This window comes from Amycolatopsis saalfeldensis, from assembly GCF_900110575.1.
GTDB lineage: Bacteria > Actinomycetota > Actinomycetes > Mycobacteriales > Pseudonocardiaceae > Amycolatopsis > Amycolatopsis saalfeldensis.
The window spans coordinates 74874-100008 of sequence record NZ_FOEF01000014.1 but is presented as its reverse complement, the minus strand read 5'-3'; the positions used below and the strand labels follow the sequence as shown (position 1 = coordinate 100008).

27 protein-coding genes are annotated in these 25135 nt (G+C 71.4%); 16 read left to right on the top strand and 11 right to left on the bottom strand.

Features of this window, described 5'->3' with window-relative positions:
• The first annotated feature begins 38 nt into the window (after positions 1–38).
• Complete coding sequence (locus BMY97_RS28320) at positions 39–374, top strand: hypothetical protein (RefSeq protein ID WP_091622199.1); 336 nt, start codon at positions 39–41, stop codon at positions 372–374.
• A gap of 31 nt (positions 375–405) precedes the next feature.
• On the opposite strand, the gene BMY97_RS28315 is transcribed toward BMY97_RS28320, so the two are convergent.
• The 3 genes from BMY97_RS28315 to paaI are packed head-to-tail and all read right to left on the bottom strand — an operon-like array spanning position 406 to position 2671.
• Positions 406–999, bottom strand: a complete 594-nt coding sequence (locus tag BMY97_RS28315) for a TetR/AcrR family transcriptional regulator (protein WP_091622197.1) — start codon at positions 997–999, stop codon at positions 406–408.
• Complete coding sequence (gene paaK / locus BMY97_RS28310; RefSeq protein WP_091622194.1) at positions 996–2279, bottom strand: phenylacetate--CoA ligase PaaK; 1284 nt, start codon at positions 2277–2279, stop codon at positions 996–998. Before paaK ends, BMY97_RS28315 begins: the two co-directional genes overlap by 4 nt.
• The gene (paaI, locus tag BMY97_RS28305) at positions 2276–2671 is read right to left on the bottom strand and encodes a hydroxyphenylacetyl-CoA thioesterase PaaI (protein ID WP_091622540.1); all 396 of its coding nucleotides are present in this window, start codon (positions 2669–2671) and stop codon (positions 2276–2278) included. Before paaI ends, paaK begins: the two co-directional genes overlap by 4 nt.
• Before the next feature lie 199 nt (positions 2672–2870).
• Between paaI and paaZ the strand changes: the two genes are divergently transcribed.
• From paaZ to paaE, 6 genes are read left to right on the top strand one after another with little or no spacing between them, the layout of a single operon-like run.
• Positions 2871–4898, top strand: coding sequence for a phenylacetic acid degradation bifunctional protein PaaZ (paaZ, locus tag BMY97_RS28300; RefSeq protein ID WP_091622191.1), 2028 nt, complete (start codon positions 2871–2873; stop codon positions 4896–4898).
• A complete protein-coding gene (gene paaA / locus BMY97_RS28295) occupies positions 4895–5902 on the top strand; it encodes a 1,2-phenylacetyl-CoA epoxidase subunit PaaA (RefSeq protein WP_245787532.1) in 1008 nt (335 codons plus the stop codon). The genes paaZ and paaA overlap by 4 nt, the downstream gene beginning before the upstream one ends.
• Positions 5902–6186, top strand: coding sequence for a 1,2-phenylacetyl-CoA epoxidase subunit PaaB (gene paaB, locus BMY97_RS28290; RefSeq protein WP_091622188.1), 285 nt, complete (start codon positions 5902–5904; stop codon positions 6184–6186). Before paaA ends, paaB begins: the two co-directional genes overlap by 1 nt.
• Positions 6183–7040: a 1,2-phenylacetyl-CoA epoxidase subunit PaaC gene (gene paaC / locus BMY97_RS28285; protein WP_091622186.1), complete on the top strand. Its 858-nt coding sequence runs from the start codon at positions 6183–6185 to the stop codon at positions 7038–7040. The genes paaB and paaC overlap by 4 nt, the downstream gene beginning before the upstream one ends.
• Positions 7034–7525, top strand: coding sequence for a 1,2-phenylacetyl-CoA epoxidase subunit PaaD (gene paaD / locus BMY97_RS28280; RefSeq protein ID WP_091622183.1), 492 nt, complete (start codon positions 7034–7036; stop codon positions 7523–7525). Before paaC ends, paaD begins: the two co-directional genes overlap by 7 nt.
• A gap of 1 nt (position 7526) precedes the next feature.
• Positions 7527–8603: a 1,2-phenylacetyl-CoA epoxidase subunit PaaE gene (gene paaE, locus BMY97_RS28275; RefSeq protein ID WP_091622180.1), complete on the top strand. Its 1077-nt coding sequence runs from the start codon at positions 7527–7529 to the stop codon at positions 8601–8603.
• On the opposite strand, the gene mptB is transcribed toward paaE, so the two are convergent.
• Positions 8591–10048, bottom strand: coding sequence for a polyprenol phosphomannose-dependent alpha 1,6 mannosyltransferase MptB (gene mptB / locus BMY97_RS28270; protein ID WP_091622177.1), 1458 nt, complete (start codon positions 10046–10048; stop codon positions 8591–8593). The two genes, paaE and mptB, sit on opposite strands and share 13 nt — an antisense overlap.
• 73 nt (positions 10049–10121) lie before the next feature.
• On the opposite strand from mptB, the gene BMY97_RS28265 reads away from it, so the two are divergent.
• Entirely contained in the window at positions 10122–10796 is a 675-nt protein-coding gene (locus BMY97_RS28265; protein ID WP_177231596.1) for a response regulator transcription factor, read from the top strand.
• Positions 10789–12294: a sensor histidine kinase gene (locus BMY97_RS28260; RefSeq protein WP_245787531.1), complete on the top strand. Its 1506-nt coding sequence runs from the start codon at positions 10789–10791 to the stop codon at positions 12292–12294. Before BMY97_RS28265 ends, BMY97_RS28260 begins: the two co-directional genes overlap by 8 nt.
• Here BMY97_RS28260 and BMY97_RS28255 read toward each other — a convergent pair.
• From BMY97_RS28255 to ccrA, 4 genes are all read right to left on the bottom strand, one after another.
• Positions 12291–13406: an adenylate/guanylate cyclase domain-containing protein gene (locus BMY97_RS28255; RefSeq protein ID WP_091622171.1), complete on the bottom strand. Its 1116-nt coding sequence runs from the start codon at positions 13404–13406 to the stop codon at positions 12291–12293. The two genes, BMY97_RS28260 and BMY97_RS28255, sit on opposite strands and share 4 nt — an antisense overlap.
• Before the next feature lie 3 nt (positions 13407–13409).
• The gene (locus BMY97_RS28250) at positions 13410–13859 is read right to left on the bottom strand and encodes a universal stress protein (RefSeq protein WP_091622168.1); all 450 of its coding nucleotides are present in this window, start codon (positions 13857–13859) and stop codon (positions 13410–13412) included.
• Positions 13860–13917: 58 nt separating this feature from the next.
• Positions 13918–15060, bottom strand: a complete 1143-nt coding sequence (locus tag BMY97_RS28245) for a coiled-coil domain-containing protein (protein WP_091622165.1) — start codon at positions 15058–15060, stop codon at positions 13918–13920.
• A 129-nt stretch (positions 15061–15189) separates the two neighbouring features.
• On the bottom strand, positions 15190–16530 hold the full coding sequence (gene ccrA, locus BMY97_RS28240; protein WP_091622163.1) for a crotonyl-CoA carboxylase/reductase: 1341 nt from the start codon (positions 16528–16530) through the stop codon (positions 15190–15192).
• A 200-nt stretch (positions 16531–16730) separates the two neighbouring features.
• Here ccrA and BMY97_RS28235 point away from each other — a divergent pair, with 200 nt between their 5' ends.
• Together BMY97_RS28235 and BMY97_RS28230 are read left to right on the top strand one after the other, a co-directional pair.
• Positions 16731–17099, top strand: a complete 369-nt coding sequence (locus BMY97_RS28235) for an SPW repeat domain-containing protein (RefSeq protein WP_091622160.1) — start codon at positions 16731–16733, stop codon at positions 17097–17099.
• 31 nt (positions 17100–17130) lie between these two features.
• A complete protein-coding gene (locus tag BMY97_RS28230) occupies positions 17131–17715 on the top strand; it encodes a TetR/AcrR family transcriptional regulator (protein WP_091622157.1) in 585 nt (194 codons plus the stop codon).
• A 13-nt stretch (positions 17716–17728) separates the two neighbouring features.
• Here the strand turns inward: BMY97_RS28230 and mce are convergent, their stop codons facing one another.
• On the bottom strand, positions 17729–18196 hold the full coding sequence (gene mce / locus BMY97_RS28225; protein ID WP_091622154.1) for a methylmalonyl-CoA epimerase: 468 nt from the start codon (positions 18194–18196) through the stop codon (positions 17729–17731).
• A gap of 150 nt (positions 18197–18346) precedes the next feature.
• Between mce and BMY97_RS28220 the strand changes: the two genes are divergently transcribed.
• Complete coding sequence (locus BMY97_RS28220) at positions 18347–19534, top strand: acetyl-CoA C-acetyltransferase (RefSeq protein ID WP_091622535.1); 1188 nt, start codon at positions 18347–18349, stop codon at positions 19532–19534.
• Between the two features lie 4 nt (positions 19535–19538).
• Positions 19539–20504 (top strand): methylmalonyl Co-A mutase-associated GTPase MeaB, encoded by a 966-nt coding sequence (gene meaB, locus BMY97_RS28215; RefSeq protein WP_091622151.1) that lies wholly within the window; start codon positions 19539–19541, stop codon positions 20502–20504.
• Positions 20505–20558: 54 nt separating this feature from the next.
• Here the strand turns inward: meaB and BMY97_RS28210 are convergent, their stop codons facing one another.
• Positions 20559–21572, bottom strand: coding sequence for a trypsin-like serine peptidase (locus BMY97_RS28210; RefSeq protein WP_245787529.1), 1014 nt, complete (start codon positions 21570–21572; stop codon positions 20559–20561).
• Positions 21573–21707: 135 nt separating this feature from the next.
• Here BMY97_RS28210 and BMY97_RS28205 point away from each other — a divergent pair, with 135 nt between their 5' ends.
• Positions 21708–22451, top strand: a complete 744-nt coding sequence (locus tag BMY97_RS28205) for a peptidylprolyl isomerase (RefSeq protein ID WP_091622148.1) — start codon at positions 21708–21710, stop codon at positions 22449–22451.
• A gap of 4 nt (positions 22452–22455) precedes the next feature.
• Here the strand turns inward: BMY97_RS28205 and pdxR are convergent, their stop codons facing one another.
• Positions 22456–23841, bottom strand: coding sequence for a MocR-like pyridoxine biosynthesis transcription factor PdxR (gene pdxR / locus BMY97_RS28200; RefSeq protein ID WP_091622146.1), 1386 nt, complete (start codon positions 23839–23841; stop codon positions 22456–22458).
• Positions 23842–23887: 46 nt separating this feature from the next.
• On the opposite strand from pdxR, the gene BMY97_RS28195 reads away from it, so the two are divergent.
• The gene (locus BMY97_RS28195; RefSeq protein WP_091622143.1) at positions 23888–24352 is read left to right on the top strand and encodes a carboxymuconolactone decarboxylase family protein; all 465 of its coding nucleotides are present in this window, start codon (positions 23888–23890) and stop codon (positions 24350–24352) included.
• On the top strand, positions 24349–25089 hold the full coding sequence (locus BMY97_RS28190; protein ID WP_091622140.1) for an isocitrate lyase/PEP mutase family protein: 741 nt from the start codon (positions 24349–24351) through the stop codon (positions 25087–25089). The genes BMY97_RS28195 and BMY97_RS28190 overlap by 4 nt, the downstream gene beginning before the upstream one ends.
• The last annotated feature ends 46 nt before the right edge of the window (positions 25090–25135 follow it).

The window sequence follows — 25135 nt, the reverse complement described above, 5'->3', positions numbered from 1 at the left end:
CGAGACCGGCAGGGGGAAGAGCATTCGGGCAGGAGCTGATGGGCGACGCGGACGGCGGCACGACCGGCCCGGCCGGACGCTGGGTGAGTGTGCGCCTGCAACACCGGCATGTGCGGGTCGACGACCAGGAATGCCCGCCGGAATGCGCCCCCGGCCGCGATGCCGGGGAGTCCGGTGAGACGGGCGAGCTGTCCATGTCCTACCCGGGCATCGTGATCTGCAGTTACGACGAGGGCCGCCTGGTCGGCGAGCGCTGGATCCCGCTGGGCGCCGAACCCTCGGAGGAGGACGACGAGGTGCTGATCGAGCAGCTGCGGGCCGCGATGCTGTGGCAGGCCGGCCGTCCGCCTCAGGAGACCCCGGGCGAATCGTGAAATTCGGCTTACCGCAACGGATTCGCCCGGCTCAGGCGCGCAGGCCGTCGAACGCCATCTTGCACACCGCGTCGGCCAGGTCCGTCGCCGACGAACCGCGGCGCGGCCGGTACCACTCGATCAGCGAGTTCACCGTGCCGAACAGCAGCCGCGCCGCGACGGCCGGATCGACGTCCGGCCGGACGTCGCCTTCCGACTCGGCCAGCTTCACCAGATCGGTCACCACGAGGTCGAACTCGCGCCGCCGCGCCAGCGCCGCCCGCTCCACCTTGGTGTTGCCGCGCACCCGCAACAGCAGGGTGACGAACGGCAGCCGGTCCGCCAGCACCAGTACGCTCCCGCGCACCAGGTGCTCCAGCCGGTCGATCGCGCGCCCCTCGAGCGCCGTGGTCTCCGCGGCGACCTCGAACAGCCCGTCCAGCGCCCGGTCCACCGAAAGCCGCAGCAGCTCTTCCTTGCTCGGCACGTGGTGGTAGATCGCGGACTTCGTGATGCCGAGCTTGCGCGACAGGTCTTCCATGCTGGTGCCGTCGTAACCGCGCTCGTTGAACAGCTTCACCGCGACCTGGAGCAACGACTCCAGGTCGTACCCGGGCCGCCCCCGCCGCACCGGAGGGGTGGTCACGCGGGATCCCGCTGATCCAGCACTCGTCGCATCTTCCCCAGTGAACGTTCCAGCGTGTCCGGTTCCACGATCTCCACCGTAACGCTCACCCCGACCCCGTCCTTCACCCCGACCGCCAGCGCGGACGCGGCGGTCTCGCGCAGCGCGGCTTCGGCGCCGTGGCGGGCCTCCACGCGCACGGTCAGGTGATCGAGGCGCCCGCGCGTGGTACGGACGAGCTGGAAGTGCGGGCTGAGCCCCTCGGTGCGCAGCACGATTTCCTCGATCTGCGTGGGGAAGACGTTGACCCCGCGCAGGATGATCAGGTCGTCGCTGCGGCCGGTCACCTTCTCCATCCGCCGGAACGCCGGGCGCGCGGTGCCCGGCAGCAGCCGGGTGAGGTCGCGGGTGCGGTAGCGGATGATCGGCAGCGCCTGCTTGGTCAGCGAGGTGAACAGCAGCTCGCCCTGCGCGCCGGCCGACTGCACCGCTTCGCTGAACGGGTCGATCACCTCGGGGAAGAAGTGATCCTCCCAGATGTGCAGGCCGTCCTTGGTTTCCACGCACTCCTGCGCGACGCCCGGCCCCATCACCTCGGACAGGCCGTAGATGTCCACCGCGTCGATCGCGAAGCGCTCCTCGATCTCCGCGCGCATCTGCTCGGTCCACGGCTCGGCGCCGAAGATGCCGACCTTCAGCGAGCTGGCCCGCGGGTCCACACCCTGGCGTTCGAACTCGTCCAGCAGCGTGAGCATGTACGACGGCGTCACCATGATGACCTCGGGCTCGAAGTCGGTGATCAGCTGCACCTGCCGGGCGGTCATGCCGCCGGACGCGGGAATCACCGTGCAGCCCAGCTTTTCCGCGCCGTAGTGCGCGCCGAGGCCGCCGGTGAACAGGCCGTAGCCGTAGGCCACGTGCACCTTGTGCCCCGGTCGCCCGCCGGCCGCGTGGATCGAGCGCGCCACCACCGTGGCCCAGGTGTCCAGGTCCTGCTCGGTGTAGCCGACCACCGTCGGCTTGCCGGTGGTGCCGCTGGACGCGTGGATCCGCCGGATGTCCTTCTGCGGCACGGCGAACATGCCGAACGGGTAGTTGTCACGCAGGTCCGCCTTCGTGGTGAAGGGGAACTTCGCCAGGTCGGCCAGCTCGCGGCAGTCGTCCGGGTGCACACCCGCGTCGGCGAACTTCTTGGTGTAGAACGGCACGTTCGCGTACGCGTGGCGCAGCGTCCACTGTAGACGTTCCAGCTGGACTGCGGCCAGCTCGTCGGCGCTGAGCTTCTCTGCGGTGTCGGTCATTGTGCTTCCCGGGTCTGCTGGATGACGCGGCTGCGGCCGCGGAACTCGGCGACGACCTCGGGCCCCGCGGGGGTCTCCCGGTGCACGGTGACGTCATAGATGCCGTTGCGGCCGAAGGTGGTCCGCTCGGCAGCGGTGGCGATGAGGCGGTCGCCCAGCCGGCCGGCCGCGACGAAGGAGATCTCCGCGCCGGCCGCGACGGTGACCGGGCCGTGGGAGTTGCAGGCGAGCGCGAACGTCGAGTCGGCCAGCAGGAACAGGTAGCCGCCGTGGGCGATGTCGTGGCCGTTGACCATCGACTCGGTGATCACCATGGTGGCGACGGCGCGCCCGTCGGCGGCCTCGACGAGTTCGATCCCCAGCGCGCGCGAGGCCTGGTCGGTTTCGAACATCGTGTGCGCGGCGTTGCGTGCCAAGTCCGGCGCCTCCGTCTCTGCTGTTACTGACCGAATGGCCGGTAATGAGCGTCCGGAGCCAGTAAAGGCGGGCGGCGGCTCCGGTGTCAAGCACTCGGGGGTTTCGGTACGGGCCGGGAGCGGCTACCATGCGACTTACTGAACGTCCGGTTGGTAATTCGGCGAGAGGGTCGGCATGGTTCTGCTCCGCAGCTACGTCTCCGGTGGTTGGCACACGGCGCCCGGCGGGGGTGTCCCGCTGCACGACGCGGCCACTGGCGAGGAGGTCGCGCGGGTTTCGTCCGAGGGCGTCGACTTCGCCGCCGCGCTCGGCTACGGCCGCACGGTGGGCGGGCCGGCGCTGCGTGAGCTGACCTTCCACCAGCGCGCGGCCCTGCTCAAGGCGCTCGCCTCGCACCTGCGCGAGCACCGCGAGGAGCTGTACGCGCTGTCGGCGAAGACCGGCGCCACGCTGGGCGACTCGAAGTTCGACATCGACGGCGGCATCGGCGTGCTGTTCAGCTACGGCTCGAAGGGCAAGCGCGAGCTGCCGAACGACACCGTGTACGTCGACGGCGCGGTGGAGCCGCTGAGCAAGGGCGGCACCTTCGTCGCGCAGCACATCGCCACGCCGCTACGCGGGGTCGCGGTCCAGATCAACGCGTTCAACTTCCCGGTGTGGGGGCCGCTGGAGAAGTTCGCGCCCGCGTTCCTGGCCGGCGTGCCGAGCCTGGTCAAGCCCGCGAGCCAGACGGCTTATCTGACCGCGCGGCTGGTGGAGCTGATCATCGAATCGGGCATCCTGCCCGAGGGCTCGCTGCAATTCGTCGCCGGCAGTGTCGGCGACCTGCTGGACCACCTCACGGCGCAGGATCTGGTGTCGTTCACCGGCTCGGCGTCCACCGCGCAGAAGCTGCGGGCGCACCCGGCGATCGTCCGCAACGCCGTGCGGTTCAACGCGGAGGCGGACTCGCTGAACTGCTCGATCCTGGCGCCCGACGCGCGGCCGTCCACCCCGGAGTTCGACCTGTTCGTGAAGCAGCTGGTCACCGAGATGACCGTGAAGGCGGGCCAGAAGTGCACCGCGATCCGGCGCGCGTTCGTACCGGCCGAGCTGCTGGACGACGTCGCGGAGGCCGCCAGCGCGCGGCTCGCGAAGGTGACCGTCGGGAATCCGGCCACGGAAGGCGTCCGCATGGGCGCGCTGGCCAGCCTGGAACAGCGTGAGGAAGTACGGCGTTCGCTCAAGGCCCTGCTCGACGCGGGCAGCGTGGTCTTCGGCGATCCCGAGCAGGTCGACGTGGTGGACGGCGACGCCGCGAAGGGCGCGTTCATGTCGCCGGTGCTGCTGAAGGCCGACCCGGAGCGCTCGGAGCCGCACGAGGTCGAGGCGTTCGGGCCGGTGTCCACGCTGCTGCCCTACACCTCGGTCGAGCAGGTCATCGAGCTGGCCGCGCGCGGCGGCGGCAGCCTGGTCGGGTCGATCGTGACCGGCGACCCGGCCTTCGCGCGGACCGTGGTGCTCGGCGTCGCGCCGTACCACGGCCGGCTGCTGGTGCTGGACAGCGAAGACGCGAAGGAATCGACCGGCCACGGATCGCCGATGCCGCAACTCGTCCACGGCGGTCCCGGCCGCGCCGGTGGCGGTGAGGAGATGGGCGGCATCCGCGGCGTCATGCACCACTTGCAGCGCACCGCCGTGCAGGGCAGCCCGACCGTGCTGAGCACCGTCACCGGCCAGTGGGTCGCCGGCGCCCCTCGGACGGAAGGCGAGCACCCGTTCCGCAAGTCGCTCGCCGAGCTGCGGCTCGGTGACTGCGTGGTGGCCGGCCCGCGCACGGTGACCCGCGCGGACATCGACCACTTCGCCGAGTTCACCGGCGACACCTTCTACGCGCACACCAACCCGGAGGCGGCCGCGGCCAACCCGCTGTTCGGCGGGATCGTCGCGCACGGCTACCTGGTGGTCTCGTTCGCGGCCGGCCTGTTCGTCTCGCCGGAGCCCGGCCCGGTGCTGGCCAACTACGGGCTGGAGAACCTGCGGTTCCTCACCCCGGTCAAGGTCGACGACGCGCTGACGGTGACGTTGACCGCCAAGCAGATCACCCCGCGGATCGACCAGGAGTACGGCGAGGTGCGCTGGGACGCCGACGTCACCAACCAGGACGGCGACTCGGTGGCCAAGTACGACGTGCTCACCCTCGTTTCGAAGGAGCAGCCGTGACCGCAACGCTTCCCGAACCGGACCTCGAAGAACTCTTCGAGCACACCATCGAGCGCGACCAGCGCATCGAGCCGCGCGACTGGGTGCCCGAGGGCTACCGCAAGACGATGATCCGCCAGATCGCGCAGCACGCGCACTCGGAGATCATCGGCATGCAGCCGGAGGGCAACTGGATCACGCGCGCGCCTTCCTTGCGGCGCAAGGCGATCCTGCTCGCCAAGGTGCAGGACGAGGCCGGCCACGGGCTGTACCTGTACTCGGCCGCGGCGACGCTGGGCGCGGACCGCGCGGACCTGACCGACAAGCTGATCACCGGGCGGCAGAAGTACTCGTCGATCTTCAACTACCCGACGCTGACCTTCGCCGACGTCGGCGTGATCGGCTGGCTGGTCGACGGCGCCGCGATCTGCAACCAGGTGCCGCTGTGCCGCAGCTCGTACGGGCCGTACGCGCGGGCGATGATCCGCATCTGCAAGGAGGAGTCGTTCCACCAGCGGCAGGGGTACGAGCTGCTGATGACGATGATGCGGGGCACCGACCAGCAGCGCGAGATGGTCCAGGAAGCGGTGAACCGCTGGTGGTGGCCGTCGCTGATGATGTTCGGCCCGCCGGACGCGGACTCGCCGAACACCGCGCAGTCCATGGCGTGGAAGGTCAAGCGGCACACCAACGACGAGCTGCGGCAGCGGTTCGTCGACATGTCGGTGCCGCAGGCCGAGGCCCTGGGCGTCACCTTCCCGGACCCGGACCTGCGCTGGAGCGCCGAGCGGGGGCACTACGACTTCGGCGCCGTCGACTGGGACGAGTTCAAGAACGTGCTGAAGGGCAACGGGCCCTGTAACACTGCGCGTGTCGCGCACCGCAAGCGCGCGCACGACGAAGGGGCTTGGGTTCGTGAGGCAGCTTCAGCCCACGCCGCCAAACAGCAGTTGGGGGGTCCAGGGGGGCTCGTCCCCCGGCCGGGGTCTGGGGCTAGGCCCCAGGGGACACAGAAGGGTTCGTGATGAAGCACGATTGGCCGTTGTACGAGGTGTTCGTCCGGGGTAAGCGCGGGCTGAACCACGTGCACGTCGGCTCGCTGCACGCGGCCGACGACGACATGGCGCTGCACAACGCGCGTGACCTCTACACCCGCCGTAACGAGGGCGTGTCGATCTGGGTCGTGAAGGCGGCGGACATCACCGCGTCCTCGCCGGATGAGAAGGACCCGTTCTTCGCGCCCAGCGGCGACAAGGTGTACCGGCACCCGACGTTCTACGACATCCCCGAGGATGTGCCGCACATATGAGTTTCGACAACGTCTACGAGTCGCTGACCGAGGAGAACGACGCGCGCTGGGCGTTCGGCACGGGGTTCGAGGACCCACTGTCCGGAATGGACACTTCGGTGCCGGCGGGGCTGGACGCCGCCGCGCTGGGCGCGTACTGCCTCATGCTGGGCGACGACGCGCTGATCTTCTCGCACCGCCTCCAGGAGTGGGTGACGAACGCGCCCGAGCTGGAGGACGAGGTGGCGGTCGCCAACATCGCCCTCGACCTGCTCGGCCAGGCCCGGCTCCTGCTGGCCCGCGCCGGCAAGGCCGACGGCTCGGACCGGACCGAGGACGCGTTCGCCTTCTCGCGGGCGGAGCACGAGTTCCGCAACGTCCGCCTCGCCGAGCTGGGCGGCGGCCACTTCGGTCACCTGATCGCCCGGCTGTTCGTGTTCTCGACCTGGCGGCTCGCCTTGCTGCAGCGGCTTGAAACCAGTGCGGACCCGGTGCTCGCCGCGATCGCCGCCAAGGGGGTCAAGGAGCTGACCTACCACCGCGATTACGCGGCCCAGTGGCTGATCCGGCTCGGCGACGGCACCGAGCTGTCGCACGAGCGCGTGCAGGAAGGCCTGGCCGAGGTCTGGCCGTACGTGGGCGAGCTGTTCACCACCCACCCGCTGGAGCTGGTGGACGCGGCGACGCTGCGGCCCGAGTTCGACGCGGTGGTGGACCAGGTCTTCGCGGCCGCCACGGTCGAACGGCCGGAAACCGGTGCCGTGGCCGGGGTTTCCGGGCGGATGGGCCGCGACGGCGTGCACACCGAGAAGATGGGCTTCCTGGTCGGCGAGCTCCAGAGCGTCGCCCGGGCTATGCCGGGTGCGACGTGGTGACCGCGGGCGCCGTGGCGTCCACCGTCACCGATCCCGAGCTGCCGATGTTGACGCTGGCGGACCTCGGGGTGCTGCGCGAAGTGTCCGAAAAGGACGGCCGGGTGACGGTGGCGATCACACCCACCTACACCGGCTGCCCGGCGATGGACACCATGCGCGACGACCTGGAGCACGCGTTGCTGGGCGCCGGGTTCACCGACGTCGAGATCCGGACGGTGCTCGAGCCCGCCTGGACCTCGGACTGGATTTCGGCCGACGGGCGGCGCAAGCTCGCCGAGGCCGGGATCGCGCCGCCGGGGGCCGCGCCGCGGCGGGCGGCCGGGCCGATCCCGTTGACGCTGGGGCCGCCGGTTTCGCGCGTGGCCTGCCCGCACTGCGGCTCGCTCGACACCGAGGAGCAGTCGCGGTTCAGCGCGACGGCCTGCCGGGCGTTGCGGCGGTGCCGCTCGTGCCTGGAACCGTTCGAACACGTCAAGGAGATCTGAAGTGGCCACCGCGGTTTCCCGGCGCACGGGCTTCCACTCTCTGCGGGTCGCAGAGGTCGAGCGGCTCTGCGACGACGCCGTCGCCGTCACGTTCGAGGTGCCGCCTTCGCTGGCGGAGACGTTCGCGTTCGCGCCCGGACAGTCGTTGACGCTGCGGCGTTCCGTCGACGGCCGCGACGAGCGCCGCTCGTACTCGATCTGCGCCCAGGCGGGCTCGCGGCCGCGCGTCGGCGTGCGGCTGGTGCCCGAAGGCGTCTTTTCGTCCTGGCTGGTCAACGAAGTCCGCGCGGGTGACGAGGTGGAGGTCGCGGCCCCGACGGGGTCGTTCACGCCGGACCTGACCACGGGCGGTCACCACGTGCTGATCGCGGCGGGCTCGGGGATCACGCCCGTGCTGTCGATCGCGTCCTCGTTGCTGGCGACCCCGGACGCGACGGTGACCGTGCTGTACGGCAACCGACGCACGGACACGGTGATGTTCGCGGACGAGCTGGCCGACCTGAAGGACCGCTGGCCGTCGCGGCTGGAGCTGGTGCACGTGCTCTCGCGCGAGCCCCGCGAGGCGGAGCTGTTCACCGGCCGCCTCGACGTGGACAAGCTGCGGGCGCTGTTCGACTCGCTGGTCCCGGTGGACGAGGCGGACCACTTCTGGCTGTGCGGCCCGTTCGGGATGGTGACGGGAGCGCAGGAACTCCTCTCGTCACTCGGCGTGCCCGCTGAGCGTGTGCACCAAGAGCTGTTCTACGTCGACGATGTGCCGCCGGAGCCGGTGAAGCACGTGGACGCCGCCGTCGTCGGCGCGTCCTCGGAGGTCACTCTGGTGCTGGACGGCCGTTCGACGACCATGAGCCTGCCCCGCGAGTCGTCCGTGCTGGACGGCGCGCAGCGCTTCCGCCCGGACCTGCCCTTCGCCTGCAAGGGCGGGGTGTGCGGCACCTGCCGCGCCCGCGTCACGGAGGGATCGGTGGAGATGCGCCGCAACTTCGCCCTGGAGAAGTCCGAAGTGGACGCCGGGTTCGTGCTCACCTGTCAGTCCCACCCGGTCACCGACCGCGTCACCGTCGACTACGACGCCTGAGCGGCCCGGTACCCGGCGAAGGCCACCAGCGGTGCGAGGAGGTAGACCGCGGCGAAGCCCCACCACGGCAGCAGGGTCACGCCGTCCGGATGAGTGGTGAGCAGCAGCCACACCGACAACCCCGCGGCGACGCCGGTCCGCGATGGCCGCCACTTCATCGCGGCGGCCAGCGCCAACGGCCAGCTGACGTACCAGGGGAACGTCACCGCGTTGAACAGCGCGGTGACGAGCAGGGCGAGCGCGGCCCCGCGAATCGCTGCCGGGCCGCCCTCGCGGGAACGCCACCACAGCCAGGCGAGGAGCCCGGCGAGCACGACCCAGCCGGCCGTCCGGGCCGCCGTGAGCACCCCGGCCTGGGTGCCCAGCGGGGTCAGGTAACCGACCAGCTTCCCGGTCGCCGTGGGGATCGAGAGCCAGGTCTCGACCCAGGAGTTGGTGCCCAGCGCGGAAAGCCAGCCGAGATCGACCCCGGCCACGACCGTCCACAGCCCGAAAACGCCGGCCACGGTCGCGATCGCGCCGGCCATCGGGACCAGCACGCGCCGTGAAGCACCAGCGCGGTGCGCCGCCCAGACCCACACCAGGAACGGCAGCGCCACGGCCGCGGGCACCTTCACCGCCGCCGCGGTGGCCACCAGCGCGAAACCGCGGACGTGCTCGTGGTCGAGCACGAACAGCGTGCCGCGGGCGAGCAGCCCGGCCATGAGCAGGTCGTTGTGCGCGCCGGAGACCAGGACCAGCAGCACCAGCGGATTGGCGGCGCCGAGCCACAGCGCGTTCGCCGGCCGTCCGCCGAGGTGATGACACAGCCGGGGGAGCGAGAGGCACAGCAACAGCAGCCCACCGGTGAGCAGCAGCCGGGTCAGGAGCGCGGCGGGCAGGAGTGTCCCGCCCGTCACGCCGATCCCGATCTTGGTGATCAGGACGAACAGCGGCCCGTACGGCGAAGTGACGGTCAGCCATCGGTGGCTGCCCGGGTTGTCGATGATCGGGTGGGACAGCGCGGCGGGCACCGTCGAGTACGGATTCGCGCCGGAGTCAGCGACCACCCCTTGCGCCAGATACGAATATAGATCGGTGCTGAACAACGGCGGCGCCAGCAGCAGCGGCACGGTCCACCACAGGATCGCCCGCGTCACCCCGCGCGTGTCGGTGGTCCCGGCCTGGACCTCCCGGCCCAGCCGTAACCAGGCCAGCACCAGCAGGCCGACGCCGAGGTAGAGCACCGCGGTCGAGAGCGCTTTCCCCGGGCCTTGGCGCAGCGCGCCGAACACGGTGCCGGTGAACAGCGGGTCGTTGGCCATCGTGGCCCCGGCGCCGAGCGCGCCGGCGCACAGCAGGACCGAGCCGAGCAGGCCCAGCCGGAACGCCGGCACCCGGCGTGGCCGGGCCACTGTGGACAGTGGGGGATCGGTCAGCAGGCTCACCCCGGCGAGCGTGGTCAACGGGGGTGAGCTGATCCTGAAGGATCCTGAAGAGGATTTCAGCCCCGGGCGAGGCGTCATGGATCATGGGGTGGTGCGGGTACTGGTGATCGAAGACGAGACGCGGCTCGCCGACGCCCTGGCCTGGGGACTGCGGGCCGACGGGTACGCCGTGGACGTGACCGGCAATGGCGCGGTCGGCCTGGAGCAGGCCATGACCCAGCCCTACGACGCGGTCATCCTCGACATCATGCTGCCGGGCCTGAACGGCTACCGGGTCTGCGCCGAACTGCGCCGGTCCGGCGTGGACACCCCGATCCTGATGCTGACCGCGAAGAACGGCGAGCACGACGAGGCCGAGGCGCTCGACACCGGGGCCGACGACTACCTGAGCAAGCCGTTCGCCTGGGTTGTGCTGACCGCGCGGCTGCGGGCCCTGCTGCGCCGCGCGCCGTCCACCCGGTCCCCGAAGATCGAGGTCGGCGAGCTGGTGATCGACCCGGCCCGGCGCGCCTGTCACCGCGCCGGGCAGGAGATCCGCTTGACGGCCAAGGAGTTCACCGTGCTGGAGTGCCTGGCCCGCCAAGCCGGTTACGTGGTGTCGAAGACCGAGATCCTGGACCGGGTGTGGGACGGCGCCTACCAGGGGGATTCCAACGTGATCGAGGTGTACGTGAGCGCGTTGCGCCGCAAGATCGACGTCCCCTTCGGCTGCCGAACCATCGACACCGTGCGCGGGGTCGGCTACCGGCTGCTGGCCGATGCGTGACTGGTGGCCCCTGCCGACCCGGGCGAGGTCGGCGCTGGTCGCGGGGCTGGCCTGCGCGTTCGCCTTCACCCTCGGCGGCCTGTGGGCCCGGCACTTCGTCGAGGTCCGGACCATGGAACAGTCGCGGTTCCTCACCACCCAGGCGCTGACGGGCTTCCTGTTCACCCGGTTCGAAGGCACTCGTTACGACGGCCCCAACCCACCCGACTCCCCGGTCGCTCACACCAGCCTCGACGGCGCCACCTTCGAGGTGGTGCTGGGCTCGGGCCAGGTGGCGGTCCGCAGCCAGAACCTGGCGACCTACTACCCCGGACAGGCCCCGCTGCCCCCGGCGGCGCCGAACCAGCACGTCCCGGACCGGACGGTGACGTTCGGCCGAGGCGCGGTCGCCGGGGTCGACAACAATCTGGAGGACCGCACGTTCGAGGTCGAGGGCCTGTCGGTGCGGCTGCCGGTCGAGCTGGTGACTCCGCCGGGCCGGTCCGGGCACTTCTTCTTCAGCGGTCTGCCCACCCCGCTCGCGGTGCCCGAGCATCCCGAGTACGTGAACGCCACCGTGTACGTGTTCGTGGAGCCGTACTACACGGAGCGCGCGCTCGGTGGGGTCGATGTGGCGCTGTGGATCGGGATTCCGCTGTCGGTGCTGTTCGTCGCGGCCGCCGCGTGGACGATCGCCGGCCGCGCGCTGCGCCCGGTGGGGGCGATCCGCGCGGAAATGGCCGAGATCGGCGAACACGCTTTGCAACGTCGGGTGCCGGTGCCCGCCGCGCGCGACGAGATCGCCGACCTGGCCACCACCACCAACACCACGCTCGACCGCCTTCAGCTGGCCATGCGCCAGCAACAGCAGTTCGTCGCCGACGCCAGCCACGAGCTGCGCAGCCCGCTGGCCGGCCTGCGCACCTGGCTCGACATCGCCCGCAGCCACCCGGACCAGGCCGACTGGCCTTCGATCACCGGCCGCGCGCTGGGCGACATCGACCGCCTGCAGTCACTGGTCGCCGATCTCCTGCTGCTCGCCGAGCAGGACGGGGAACACCGGCGCCCCACCGGTTTCGTGGACCTCGCCGCGCTGGCCGAGGAGCAGTCCGCCGAACGCCGTTACCTCGGCGGCGACGTGGAGATCCAGTGCCAGGCGGACCCGGATTCCCTTGTGCAGGGCCATTCCGAGCAGCTGGAACGAGTGCTGCGCAACCTGCTCGACAACGCTGTCCGGCACGCTGAATCCACGGTGTCGGTCACCGTCTCGATCGACGCGGCTACCGTCGTCCTCGAGGTCCGCGACGACGGCCCCGGGATCCCCGCGACCGACCGCGAACGCGTCTTCGACCGCTTCACCCGCCTCGACGACGCCCGCGCCCGTGATGCCGGCGGAACCGGGCTGGGCCTCGCCATCGCCCGCACCATCACCCGGCGCCACGGCGGCACGCTCCGCGTTGCCGATAGTCCCGTGAGTGCGCGGTTCGTGGCCACTTTCCCGAGGGCCCCCGAAAGCTAGCGACGCCTGCGACGCCGCCGCGAGCCCACCGTCAAGTCCTCGGCGGCAGATTCCGTTGCCCCCTCGGTGTCCTCGACGGTTTCCGGCAGTCCCATCATCTCCGCGGCCAGTTGCTGCGAAGACGCGAACATCCCCGAGGGCTCATCCTTGGCCCGTCGCAACGCGGACGGCCGCAGCCGGTTGTAACCGCGCACGGCCACCGGGCGCCGGGTGCGGAGCTCGTAGGCCGGCAACGATTCGAGCGAAGCCGCCAGCTCGCGGTCCACCAGGATCGTGTCCGGGCGGGCGACCGAGGTGAGGCGCGCGGCGAGGTTGACCACCGAGCCGTACACGTCGCCGAAGCGGGACAGGATGCGGCCCGACGCCAGGCCCGCGCGCACCGCCGGCAGGTCGGGCGCGGCGCTGGTCCGCTCGGTCAGCGTCAGCGCGATCTCGGCGGCCGCCGCGGGCTCGTCGGCCACGAACAGGACCTCGTCGCCGATCATCTTGACCACGCGGCCGTGGTGCTCGGCGATGACCTCGGTGGCCAGCGACTCGAAGGCGTCCAGCACCTGGCTCAGCTCGTCCTCGTCGATCTGGCGGGTGAGCCGGGTGTAGCCGACCATGTCGACGAAGCCGACGATCTGCGTGCGCGCCTCGAGGTCCTCGTCCGAGGAAGCGAACGCGCGGCCCGCGTACGCGGCCAAATGCCGGCGCCAGACGAAGTTCTGCACCTGCTCCAGCTCGGGCAGCAGCCGCTCCACCAGGCGCGCCACCTGCCGGTCGCTGCGCGCCAGCTCGGGGTTTTCGGTGATGAGCTGCCACAGCATGTGCACCTGCCACTCGGCCAGCCGCGAGAGGTGCTGGCCGAGCGCGCGCGTCACCGCGACTTCGAGGTGCTGCTCCACCAGCCCGGACTGCACGAGCTGGTCGGCCGTGCGCATGGCCGCCACGTCGGCGTCGGTGAACACGGTCTCGTCGTCGTCCACCGTCGCGAACCCGAGGGCCCGCCACAGCCGCCGCGAGCGTTCCTCGGGCACGCCGGCCTTCTGGGCCACGTCCAGGCGCGTGTACTTACGCGGCCCGCCGAGCAGCACCCGCTCGAGGCGTTGCTGGAGATCGTCCTGGGCCACGGCTCAGGTCGTGTGCACGATGAGCACGTCGACGCCCGACTTGCGGGCCACCTCCGACGGCACCGAGCCCAGGATCCGCCCGGCGAGCGTGTTGAGCCCGCGGTTGCCGACCACCAGCAGGTCGGCCGAGCGCTCGTGCACGACCTTGCGCAGCGCCTCGACCGGCTCGCCCTTCAGCGCCACCGTCTCGACGTTCTTCGCGCCGGCCTTGGCCGCGCGGTCACGGGCGCTCTGGAGGGTGTCCTCGGCCGGCGCCGAGCCGACCACCTGGTAGGACTCCTCACCCAGCTCGTCCTGGGCGCGGTCGACGTCGTGCTTGCTCGCCGGGTAGTAGGCGCACACCACGACCAGGGTGGCCCCGGCGTCGGCGGCGACCCCGGCCGCCCGGTCCACCGCGGCGAACGACGAGTCCGACCCGTCGGTGCCCACCACCACAGTCCGATACACAGCCATCCGCGAACCTCCCAGCGACCCGGCGAAAGGGCGGCCTCGCCCCTTGTCGGGACGTAGGTTACTCGCCAGTCGGTTTCCCCGCCGGACGCGGTGACGCCTGGGCCTGGGCCTTCGGCTTCTGGACGTCCGAGGCCCGCAGCCGGACCGTTTCGTGCTCGCCGTTCGAGGGCTTCCCCGCAGCAGCGGCGGCCGGGACGGGCGAGGGCGCCGCCTTGATGTCCGCCGGCACGTTCGTGTCGGTCTCGCCGAGCACGTGGTGTGCTTCGGCCAGCACGGTCCGGGCCTGGCGCACCTGCTCGGCCAGGCTGGACCGGACGTTGCGCAGCGACTCGACCCGCTCGTTCGCCTGGGTGATCCGCCGGTTCGACTCGTCGGTGGCGGTGCGCACCCGGCGGCGGGCCTCGTCGGCCGCCTCGGCGAGCCGGGCGTTGGCCTCGGTGATCGAGTCCTGACGGCGCTTGTTGGCGTCGGCGACCGACTCGCGCTGACGGCGTTCGATGTCCGCCTTCGCGGTGGTCTCCTCTTCGAGCACCTTCGCGCGGATCGCGGCGGCGTCCTCGGTCGCCTCGCGGACCCGGCGCTCGGCCTCGGCCTTGCTCGCGGCCTCCTGCTCGGCCAGCGCGCGCATCGCCTCGGTGCGCCGCGCCGCCATCGCGATCTCGAAGTCCTCTTCGACCTGCGTGCGGCGGGCCTCGGACTCCGCGTCGAGCTTCTTGCGCTCGGCCTCGGCCTTGTCCGTGATCGCCTTGCCCTCGGCGCGGGCGTCCTCGAGCACCTTGCGGTGCTCCGCCTCCATCTCCTTGCGCCGGAGGTCGAGCTCGGTGAGCAGCTGCTCGTAGCGGGCGCGCATGGCGCTCGCGTCCGTCTCCGCCTTCGCCCGGATGTGACCGGCTTCGGCCTCGGCGCGGGCGCGCGTGTCCGCGGCCTCGTCCTGCGCCAGGCGCAGCATCCGCTGAAGCCGCTCGGACAGGCCTTCGACGCTCGTCGGCGGCTGCGCCAGCCGGTCCACCTGGCCACGCAGGTCCGCGATCTCGCCGCGCGCGATCTCCAGCTGCCGCGCCAGGTCGCCCGCCTGGCCGATGGCGGCGTCGCGGTCGCCGGTGAGCATCTTCAGGTCGGCGTCCAGCCGTTCCAGATGTTCGTCGACCTGTGCTCGGCTGTACCCGCGCTTCGCCACGTCGAAGCCGGCTCCCAGCGGCACAAGCTCCCGTTCCTCGCCAAGGCTCATGGGACCACCGTAGTCGCAACGGGGTCTCGGACGGGTGAGCACCCACGGTGTGCGGCCGACACGTGCGCCGAGCGGGCGAACGTGATCGGCCGATGGCCGGGTTCAGGCCCCACGGAACGCGTTGATCGCGTCGAGGTGCTTGGCGCGCAGTTCTCGATCACGCACGCCGAGCCCTTCCTCCGGCGCCAGCGCGAGCACGCCGACCTTGCCCTGATGGGCGTTGCGGTGCACGTCGAGCGCGGCCTGGCCGGTCTCTTCGAGCGGATAGGTCTTGGACAGCGTCGGGTGGATGAGCCCCTTCGAGATCAGCCGGTTGGCCTCCCACGACTCGCGGTAGTTCGCGAAGTGCGAGCCGACGATCCGCTTCAGGTTCATCCACAGGTACCGGTTGTCGTACTGGTGCATGTATCCCGATGTCGACGCGCAGGTCACGATCGTGCCGCCCTTGCGCGCCGCGTAGACGGACGCGCCGAAGGTCTCGCGACCCGGGTGCTCGAAGACGATGTCCGGGTCCTCGCCGCCGGTCAGCTCGCGGATCTTCGCGCCGAAGCGCTGCCACTCCCGCTGGTCCTGTTCGTGCTCGTCCTTCCAGAACCGGTAGTCCTCGGCGTTGCGGTCGATGATCAGCTCGGCGCCGAGCTTCCGGCAGATCTCGGCCTTCTCCGGGCTGGACACCACGCACACCGGGATCGCGCCGCCGTTCAGCGCGTACTGCGTGGCGTACGAGCCGAGGCCGCCCGAGGCGCCCCAGATCAGCACGACGTCGCCCTGCTTCAGGTCCGCGCCGTTGCGCGAGACCAGCTGCCGGTACGCGGTGGAGTTGACCAGCCCGGGGGAGGCGGCCTCCTCCCAGGTCAGGTGCGCCGGCTTCGGCATCAGCTGGTTCGCCTTGACCAGCGCGATCTCGGCCAGCCCGCCGAAGTTGGTCTCGAAGCCCCAGATCCGCTGCTCGGTGTCGAGCATCGTGTCGTTGTGCCCGTCCGGGCTCTCGAGCTCGACGTTCAGGCAGTGCGCGACGACCTCGTCGCCCGGCTTCCAGGTGTGCACGCCGGCCCCGGTGCGCAGCACCACGCCGGACAGGTCGGAGCCGACCACGTGGTACGGCAGGTCGTGCCGCTTGGCCAGCGGCGAGAGCTTGCCGTACTTCTTCAGGAACTTGAACGTGGGGATCGGCTCGAAGATCGAGGTCCACACGGTGTTGTAGTTGATCGCGCTCGCCATCACGGCGACCAGCGCCTCGCCCGGGCCCAGCTCGGGGGTCGGCACCTCGTCGACGTGCAACGACTTGCGCGGGTCCTTGTCCTTGCTCTCGAGGCCGTCGAACATCGCGACCTCGTCCTCGCGCACCGTCACCCCGCGATAGCTCTCGGGCACGGGCAGTGCGGCGACGGCGGTGCTCTCGCCGTTCAGGATGGCCTGCTTGATCTCGTCGAGCTGCGTCATCGGAACCTCCACAAGGAGCGGGTCTCGGCGTGGCGCTCGAAATTACTCGCCAGTAACTCGCGGGCACAACTGTACGAGACGAGGGGCACTCGCACACCCCGAAGTGTGACTCACAGATCTTGACCGGCTGGCCAACCAAGGCGCAGAATCGACGTCAGGAAACTTCCTGAACAGTGAGTTCTCTGCGGAGGTGAGCACGAATGAGTGAAGTCTCGACGCGCGCTTGGACCCGGCCCCACGACTGGGCCGAGGTCGTCATCGGTGTTGTCGCCGCTCTTTCACCCCTTTGGCTGAGCACGAGCAACGCGGCGATGTGGACGATGGTGGTCCTCGGCGCGCTGGTCGCCATCGACGGCCTGGTGTCGCTGGGCGCGCCCGGCGCGGTCTACGGCGAAGGGATCCAGATCGTCCTCGGCGTGTTGCTGTTCATCGCGCCGTGGGTGATCGGGTACACCGAGATGAACGGGGCGTCGTGGACGTCCTGGGTGGCCGGCGCGCTGACGATCATCGCCAGTGTGGCCGCGATGCCGGTCGCACAGGCCGCCCACCGGACCGCCGGGCAGCACTGAAAGACCGCGTATTGGCAGCAAAGGAGCTGGCATGACCGAGGACTCGGCGAAAGAGCGAATCCTGAGCGCCGCTGAGGAGCTGTTCGCCGAGTCCGGCTTCGAGGCCACCCCGACGTCCCGCATCGCGGAGCGCGCCGGGGTGCCGAAGGGCCTGGTGCACTACTACTTCCGCCGCAAGTCCGACCTGCTCGCCGCGCTCGTGGACCGGCTGCCGGACGAGCAGATCGAGCCCGCCACGGTGGTCGTCCCCGGCGATCTGGCGGGCAGCCTGCGCCGGCTGGTGGTCGAACTGGACCGGCGTTTCACGGGCTCGCTCGGGCTTTCGCACCTGCTCTGGCGCGAGGCCGACACTCACCACGTGGTCCGCGAAGCGCTCGCGGACCGGTTCCAGCAGCTCGTGCGGCTCGTCCACTCGGTGATCGTGGGCGCCGCGGGCGGACGGCTGGCGGTCGCCGACGTCGACAACGCCTCCGGCCTGCTGGCCCGCGCGGTCAGCCACCGCCACGCCACGGCCCGGCACTCCCGCGACGACCGCCCGGCCGAATTCGACGGCGAGCTGACCTTCCTCGCGAACGCCCTCTCCTCGAAGGTCCGCAAGGCCGCCCCGGCCGACTGATGTTCGCGGCGGTTCAGTGCGCGGTGCGGGCCGCCGGCTCGACCAGTTCGACCAGCACGCCGCCGGCGTCCTTGGGGTGCACGAAGTTGACCCGGCTGTCCGAGGTGCCGCGCTTGGCCTCGTCGAAGAGCAGGCGCAGTCCCTTGGCCCGCAGTGCCGCGGCGGCAGCGTCCACATCGGACACCCGGAACGCGAGCTGCTGCAGCCCGGGCCCGCTGCGGCCGAGGAACTTCGCGATCGTCGAGTCGTCGCGCAGGGGCGCGAGCAGCTGGATCATCGTCTCGGTGCCCGCGGTGCCGGGGGCCCGCAGCATCGCCTCGCGGACGCCCTGCTCCTCGTTCACCTCCTCGTGCGCGACTTCCAGGCCGAAGTGCTCCGTCTGGAAGGCGATCGCGGCGTCGAGGTCGGGCACCGCGATGCCGACGTGGTCGATGGCCGTCACGAAGGGCTTGAGCACGGCTTGGGCGGACTCTGCGTTCATACCCGGCAGGATAAGCGCCCACCGGCTGGGGAAGCCCCCTGAATCGGCACGTGCGTCCCCTCACACTGGCTCAATCAAGAAGCGCGTCGGCCCTCGCCGCGCGGGTATGGTCACTTGGACTGCCAGTGCACTGATGCTTTGGAGGACGTCGTGTCCGGTTCTGTGATCGTGGGCGCTGCCCGTACTCCGATCGGGCGGCTGCTCGGCTCGCTGAAGGACTTCTCGGGCGCGCAGCTCGGCGGGTTCGCGATCAAGGCGGCGCTGGAGCGCGCCGGCGTCTCCCCGAAGGACGTCGAATACACGATCATGGGCCAGGTCCTCACCGCCGGCGCGGGCCAGATCCCGGCGCGGCAGGCGGCCGTGGCCGCGGGCATCCCGATGGACGTGCCCGCGCTGACCATCAACAAGGTCTGCCTCTCCGGCCTGGACGCGATCGCGCTGGCCGACCAGCTGATCCGCGCCGGCGAGTTCGACCTCGTCGTGGCCGGCGGCCAGGAGTCGATGACGCAGGCGCCGCACCTGCTGCCGAAATCCCGCGCCGGCTTCAAATACGGCGACGTGACGATGCTCGACCACATGGCCTACGACGGCCTGTTCTGCGCCTTCGACCAGGTCGCCATGGGCGCCTCGACGGAGAAGCACAACGTCCGCTACGGCCTCACCCGCGAGCAGCAGGACGAGTTCTCCGCGCGTTCGCACCAGCGCGCCGCGGCGGCCATCGAGGCCGGGTTCTTCCGCGAGGAGATCGCGCCGGTTTCGATCCCGCAGCGCAAGGGCGACCCGGTGCTGTTCAGCGCCGACGAGGGCGTCCGCGCCGACACCACGGTCGAGAGCCTCGCCCGGCTGCGCCCGGCGTTCGCCTCCGACGGCACGATCACGGCCGGCACCTCGTCGCAGATCTCCGACGGCGCGGCCGCGGTGGTGGTCTGCAGCCCGGAGAAGGCCGCGGAGCTGGGCCTCACGCCGCTGGCCGAGATCGGCGCGCACGGCGTGGTCGCCGGCCCGGACGCCTCACTGCACGAGCAGCCGTCCAACGCGATCCGCAAGGCGCTGGCCAAGGCGAAGCTGGACGTGGGCGACCTCGACCTGGTCGAGATCAACGAGGCGTTCGCCGCCGTCGGCGTGGTCTCGTCCGAGAAGCTGGGCCTGGACCCGGCGAAGGTGAACGCGAACGGCGGCGCCATCGCGCTGGGTCACCCGATCGGCGCGTCCGGCGCCCGCCTGGCCGTGCACCTGGTGCACGAGCTGCGCCGCCGCGGTGGCGGTCTCGGCGCGGCCGCGCTGTGCGGAGGCGGCGGCCAAGGAGACGCGCTGCTGCTTCGCGTCCCCTCGGCGTAAAGGGTTGCCTGCAACCGATCTGGACGAACTGGTCGGCCGCGCGCGAGAGGGACAGCCGCGCGCGGTCGCCCGGTTGATCTCGCTGGTCGAGGACTCCTCGCCGCGGGTCGCGGACATCGCCCGCCTGCTGACGCCGTACACCGGCAACGCGCGGGTGATCGGCCTGACCGGCCCGCCCGGTGTCGGCAAGTCGACATCGACGTCCGCGCTGCTCACGGCGCTGCGTTCGGCGGGCCGGCGGGTCGGGGTGCTGGCGATCGACCCGTCCTCGCCGTTTTCCGGCGGCGCCCTGCTGGGCGACCGGATCCGGATGACCGAGCACGCGACCGACCCCGGGGTCTTCATCCGCTCCATGGCCACCCGCGGCCACCTCGGCGGCCTGTCCTGGGCGACGCCGCAGGCGGTGCGGGTGCTCGACGCGGCGAGCTTCGACGTGGTGCTGATCGAGACCGTCGGGGTCGGACAGTCCGAAGTGGACGTTGTGAAGCTGGCCGACACCACCGTGGTCCTGCTCGCGCCCGGCATGGGCGACGGGATCCAGGCGGCGAAGGCGGGGGTGCTGGAGATCGCGGACGTGTTCGTGGTCAACAAGGCCGACCGCGACGGCGCCGAGGCGACCGTGCACGACCTGAAGCAGATGATTTCCCTGGCCCGGCGCGAACTGCGCGGCCCCAGCTGGCGGCAGCCCATCGTGCGGACCATCGCGTCGAAGGGCGAGGGCGCCACCGAGGTCGTCGCGGCGCTGGACTCGCACCACACCTGGCTGACGGCCCACGGCGAACTGGCCCGCCGCCGCTCGGCCCGCGCCCGCGACGAGGTGGAGGCAATCGCCCTGCGCCGCCTGCGCGCCGAACTGGCCGACCTCCGCGACGGCGACCGCCTCACCGACCTCGCCGACCTCGTGGTGGCCCGCGAACTCGACCCGTTCGCCGCGGCGGAGGCCCTGATCACCGATCTGCGGGGTTATTGACGGCCGGAAGTGCTTGCGCCGCCGGGACATTCGCCCCGGCGGCGCAAACGATGGTCACTGCGCCGACTGGGCCCGTTCGTACAGCGGCCGGGTGATCGCCGTGCTGAACTGCGGTCCCACCAAGTACCGGGTGCAGTTCCCGGTGGCGCCCGAGGGGCAGACTTTCCCCGCGGCGTCGAAGAAACCGGCGTGGGTGTTGTCGCCGACGACGGTGCCCAGACCGGTGGCGGGGTCGAAGTCGCGCAGGCGCGGGCCGCCGCTGGAGCCGCCGCCCATTACGCACGCGGTGCCCCACTCGTCGGGGGAGTCGGGGTGGTCCGTGGTGCCCGGGTAGTGCTTCGCCGGGCCGTGGCAGAACGCCAGGCGCTCGCCGATGTACTCGGGCAGGCCCTCGCGCGCCGGGTCGGACGCGGCGCGCGGATAGCCGAACTGGTGGACGTCGGCGTCGCCCGGGGTGTCGAAGCCGATGTTCTGCGCCGCGCCCACGGCGTCTTCGACACGCTGGCCCGCTTCGTTCGGGTTGAGCGCCACGAAAGCCTGGTCGTAGGCGTCGAACTTCGCCGCGTTCTGCTGGTCGTTCGCGAGCCAGGTCGAGTCGGCGACGCCGAGGCGTCCGACGAACTTCCCGTATGGCGCCAGTCCGTCGTGGTAGCCGGGGATGAACAGGGAATTGGCGTTCCAGGCCGGGTTTTCGCCCAGCAGGTCGGTGTTCTCCACGCAATGCCCGGCCGTGACGACCGTGCTGCGGTTGGCGCTGTGGACCACCGTCGCGGTGCAGCTGACGTCCTCGCCGTGGTCGGTGAAGAAAAGCCGGCCGAAGGTGGCGCCCGGGCCGGTCCACGGCGCGCCGTCGGCGGCGGCTTTCGGCGGGTTGTCCGAAGACGGCTGCGTGAGTGCCTTGATCCGCTCCGGGGTCCAGTAATCGAGTACGGCCTGCTGCTGGGCGGGCGTCACGGCGAGGTCGCTGGTGGCGACCTCGGCCGCGTAGGCAGGAGTCACGGCTCCCATCGAAAGCAGAGACAGCGCGGCGCCGGCGAGCAGCACGGCGCGGAGGCGGATGATCGACATACCGGCACGCTAGGGAGGACTTGTCAGGCGCCGGTCAGGGTCCGGTGAGCATCCGCGACTTTCGCGGGCTGCCGCGCCGGCGCGGGCGTTCCTATACTGCGGATCTGCTACTGGGGATCATCGGAAAGGCATCGCATGAAGAGACTCCTCGTCACCGCGCTGGCGGCCGGCGCGCTGTTCGCCGCGGTCACGCCCGCGGCCACCGCGGCGACCGGCACCGCGCCGCCGAAGGTCACGCACGGCCCGTGCCAGTACACCGAGACGCCGGACGACCCCGCGGTCCGGCCCGTCTCGCTGCCGCCGGACCCGCGGCACACCCCGGACCACGGCAAGGTGGACGTGCTGGTCTCCACCAGCCAGGGCTCGCTGCCGCTGCGGCTGGACCGCGCGCAGGCCCCGTGCACCGTGCAGAGCTTCGTGCACCTGGCCACCCAGCGGTTCTACGACTTCACCACCTGCCACCGGCTCACGGCGTACCCGACGCTGAAGGTGCTCCAGTGCGGCGACCCGTCGGCCACCGGCGAGGGCGGGCCCGGCTACAAGTTCGGCGACGAGCTGCCCACCACGCTGCCGCCCGCGCCGAACGACCCGACCGGCCAGCGCCGGATCTACTCGCGCGGCCTGCTGGCCATGGCGAACGCCGGCCCGGACACCAACGGCTCGCAGTTCTTCGTCGTGTACGGCGATTCCACGCTGCTGCCCAACTACACCGTCTTCGGCACGGTCGGCGCACCCGGCCTGCGCACGCTGGACAAGGTCGCCGCGGGCGGCATCAAGCCGGACGCGGACACCCCGCCGGGCACCACCCCCGTCGACGGCACGCCGGTCCTGACCACCGAGCTGAGGCACGTCCTGCCGCTGTGCGTCTTCTGCGGCTGAACGGTCAGGAAGTGACCTCCCACAAGGCCTCGACCAGGGCCTGAGTGGCGCCGGCGAACGCGTGGCCGGCCGGGGCGCCGTACCCGGCGATCACCCCGCCCGGCCCGCGTTCGCCGTGCCACCACTGCGTGAGGCCCTCGATGCCGATCGACCGGCGGCGGCACGCGGCCAGTACGTCGGTCTCGGCCGGGCTCGAGGGGCCGTCCAGCATGAGCAGCAGGTGCAGGCCGGCGGCGATCCCTTGTGGACGGACGGTGCCGGGCAGCGCGGCCAGCAGCCGGTCGCGGCGCGCCCGGTACTCCGTGCGGGCCCGGCGGACGTGCCGGTCGTAGGCGCCCGAGGTGATCAGCTCGGCCAGCGCGAGCTGGTCGATCAGGGGCGGCCGCGCGCCGCTGTCGAACATCGCCGCGCGGACCGGCTCGACCAGCGCCCGCGGCAGCACCAGCCAGGCCAGCCGCAGGGCGGGTGCGAGCGTCTTGCTCGCCGTGCCCGCGTAGACGACGTGCTCGGGCGCCAGCGCTTGAAGCGCGCCGACCTGCTGGCGGTCGTACCGGAACTCGCCGTCGTAGTCGTCCTCGATGACGATCGCGCCGGTCTTCGCCGCCCATCGGGTCAGCGACGCCCGCCGCTCGGGCGCGAGCGCGACGCCCATCGGGTACTGGTGCGCAGCGGTGACCACCACGGCGGGACTGTCCAGTTCGGACACTCGCAGCCCGTGCGCGTCGACGTCCACCGGCCGGATCCGCTGCCCGTTCGCGACGGCGATGTCGCGGTAGATGCCCAGCGAGGGGTTCTCGAAGGCCGTTTCGGTCACTCCGCGTTCTCCCAGGACCCGCGAGAGCAGCGCGACGGCGTGCGAGAAACCGCAGCACACCACGGTCCGCTCGGGGTCGGCGAGCACACCGCGGCTGCGGGAGAGGTAACCCGCCAGCGCGGCTCGCAGCTCGGGCGCGCCCAGCAAAGACGTGTAGCCGAAATCGGCCGCGGCCGCGTGCTGCAACGCTTTGCGGGTGGCGGCTTGCCAGTCGGCGCGGGGGAACATCGTCAGGTCCGGCCGTCCCGGGCGCAGGTCCCAGCGCGGTGCCGGTTCACGCGGGACGGGCCGTGGCGCGGACTGCGGCAGCGCTCCCGCAGTCGCGACGCGGGTGGGCGCGCCCTGAAGGGTGTGCAGGTAGCCCTCGGCGGCGAGGTCGGCGTACACGCGCGTGACGGTCCCCCTCGCGACACCGAGGTCGGCCGCCAGCGCGCGCGTGGACGGGACCGTCGCGCCCGGCTGCCAGCGCCCCGACCGGATGGCCGCGCGGATCGCGTCCGCGAGCCCCGGCCGTCCCGTGTCCGGCCGCCAGCCGAGGTGGACGTCGATGCCCGAACTGGACCACGTTTCCGCCATGACACTGGACCATACTCGTGGACCAGTTCGAGCTAGTGTCGAAGACATGACAACACGCATCGCGATCGGGCGCGGAGTGCCCGGGATCTACCAGGCCATGGCCCACCTGCAGGGCGAGGTCGAGAAAGCGGCCGCGAACGCCGGGGTCGACGGGAAGCTGATGGAGCTGGTGAAGATCCGCGCCTCGCAGATCAACGGCTGCGCCTTCTGCCTCGACATGCACACCCACGACGCCATCGGGATGGGCGAATCGCCCCGCCGGATCTTCGTGCTCGAAGCCTGGCGCGAGGCCGAGCTGTACACCGAGCAGGAGCGCGCGGCGCTGGCGCTGACCGAGTCCATGACGCGGATCGCCGACGCCAAGGACGTGCCCGAGGACGTCTACGCCGAGGCCGTCCGGGTGTTCACCGAAGAGCAGTACCGGGTGATCGCGTGGGCGATCATCACGATCAACGCGTGGAACCGCATCGCCGTCCCCAGCCACTCGCCGTTGCCGGACCGCAGCGCGTGAGCGCCGGCGCACTGCGGGCGCTGCACGTTCCGGGGCGCCCGCTGGTGCTGCCGAACGCCTGGGACGCCGATTCCGCGCGCCTGGTCGTCGAGGCCGGTTTCCCTGTGGTGGCAACGAGTTCCGCGGCGGTCGCGGCGGCGCTCGGCCACCCGGACGGCGAGGGCGCGCCGGTGGACGACATGCTCGCCGCCGCCGCGCGGATCGCCGGCGCGGTGACCGCGGCGGTGACCGTCGACGCCGAGTCCGGGTACGGCCTGGCGCCGGCGGACCTCGCGGGCCGCCTGCTGGGGATCGGCGCGGCCGGGTGCAACTACGAGGACACCGATCACGTCGGCGGTGGCCTTCGGCCGATCGGCGAGCAGGCCGCGCGCATCACGGAACTGCGCAAGGCCGCGGGTGACGACCTGGTGCTGAACGCGCGCGTCGACTCGTTCCTCGGCGCTCCCGACGAAGCGGCGGTGTTCGACGACGCTGTGGCCCGCGGCCGCGCGTACCTCGAGGCGGGCGCGGACTGCGTGTACCCGATCCTGGTGCGCTCACCCGAACTGCTCGGCGAGTTCGTCCGCCAGGTCGGCGGTCCGGTGAATGCGGCCGCTTTGCCCGGTGGGCCTGGGCTTTCCGCGCTCGCGGAGCTGGGGGTGGCGCGGATTTCCCTGGGCACGGGGCTGTGGCGGCATGTGCGTGGGGTGCTGCAGGACGTTCTCGGGGGGATAGCCAAGGGGCGCTTGCCGTACTGACCGACGGCAAACGGCCCGTTCGCGACACCAAGCCGGTGCCGTGAAC

Bases quoted from the DNA above. Each gene is read 5' to 3' on its own strand.
- BMY97_RS28320 (WP_091622199.1), top strand. From the start codon at position 39: ATGGGCGACGCGGACGGCGGCACGACCGGCCCGGCCGGACGCTGGGTG.
- paaI (WP_091622540.1), bottom strand. From the start codon at position 2,671: ATGTTCGAAACCGACCAGGCCTCGCGCGCGCTGGGGATCGAACTCGTC.
- BMY97_RS28235 (WP_091622160.1), top strand. From the start codon at position 16,731: ATGAGTGAAGTCTCGACGCGCGCTTGGACCCGGCCCCACGACTGGGCC.
- pdxR (WP_091622146.1), bottom strand. From the start codon at position 23,841: ATGGCGGAAACGTGGTCCAGTTCGGGCATCGACGTCCACCTCGGCTGG.
- mce (WP_091622154.1), bottom strand. From the start codon at position 18,196: ATGAACGCAGAGTCCGCCCAAGCCGTGCTCAAGCCCTTCGTGACGGCC.
- BMY97_RS28195 (WP_091622143.1), top strand. From the start codon at position 23,888: ATGACAACACGCATCGCGATCGGGCGCGGAGTGCCCGGGATCTACCAG.
- paaZ (WP_091622191.1), top strand. From the start codon at position 2,871: ATGGTTCTGCTCCGCAGCTACGTCTCCGGTGGTTGGCACACGGCGCCC.
- paaC (WP_091622186.1), top strand. From the start codon at position 6,183: ATGAGTTTCGACAACGTCTACGAGTCGCTGACCGAGGAGAACGACGCG.
- BMY97_RS28205 (WP_091622148.1), top strand. From the start codon at position 21,708: ATGAAGAGACTCCTCGTCACCGCGCTGGCGGCCGGCGCGCTGTTCGCC.
- BMY97_RS28230 (WP_091622157.1), top strand. From the start codon at position 17,131: ATGACCGAGGACTCGGCGAAAGAGCGAATCCTGAGCGCCGCTGAGGAG.
- BMY97_RS28260 (WP_245787531.1), top strand. From the start codon at position 10,789: ATGCGTGACTGGTGGCCCCTGCCGACCCGGGCGAGGTCGGCGCTGGTC.
- ccrA (WP_091622163.1), bottom strand. From the start codon at position 16,530: ATGACGCAGCTCGACGAGATCAAGCAGGCCATCCTGAACGGCGAGAGC.
- paaK (WP_091622194.1), bottom strand. From the start codon at position 2,279: ATGACCGACACCGCAGAGAAGCTCAGCGCCGACGAGCTGGCCGCAGTC.
- paaB (WP_091622188.1), top strand. From the start codon at position 5,902: ATGAAGCACGATTGGCCGTTGTACGAGGTGTTCGTCCGGGGTAAGCGC.
- BMY97_RS28250 (WP_091622168.1), bottom strand. From the start codon at position 13,859: ATGGCTGTGTATCGGACTGTGGTGGTGGGCACCGACGGGTCGGACTCG.
- BMY97_RS28210 (WP_245787529.1), bottom strand. From the start codon at position 21,572: ATGTCGATCATCCGCCTCCGCGCCGTGCTGCTCGCCGGCGCCGCGCTG.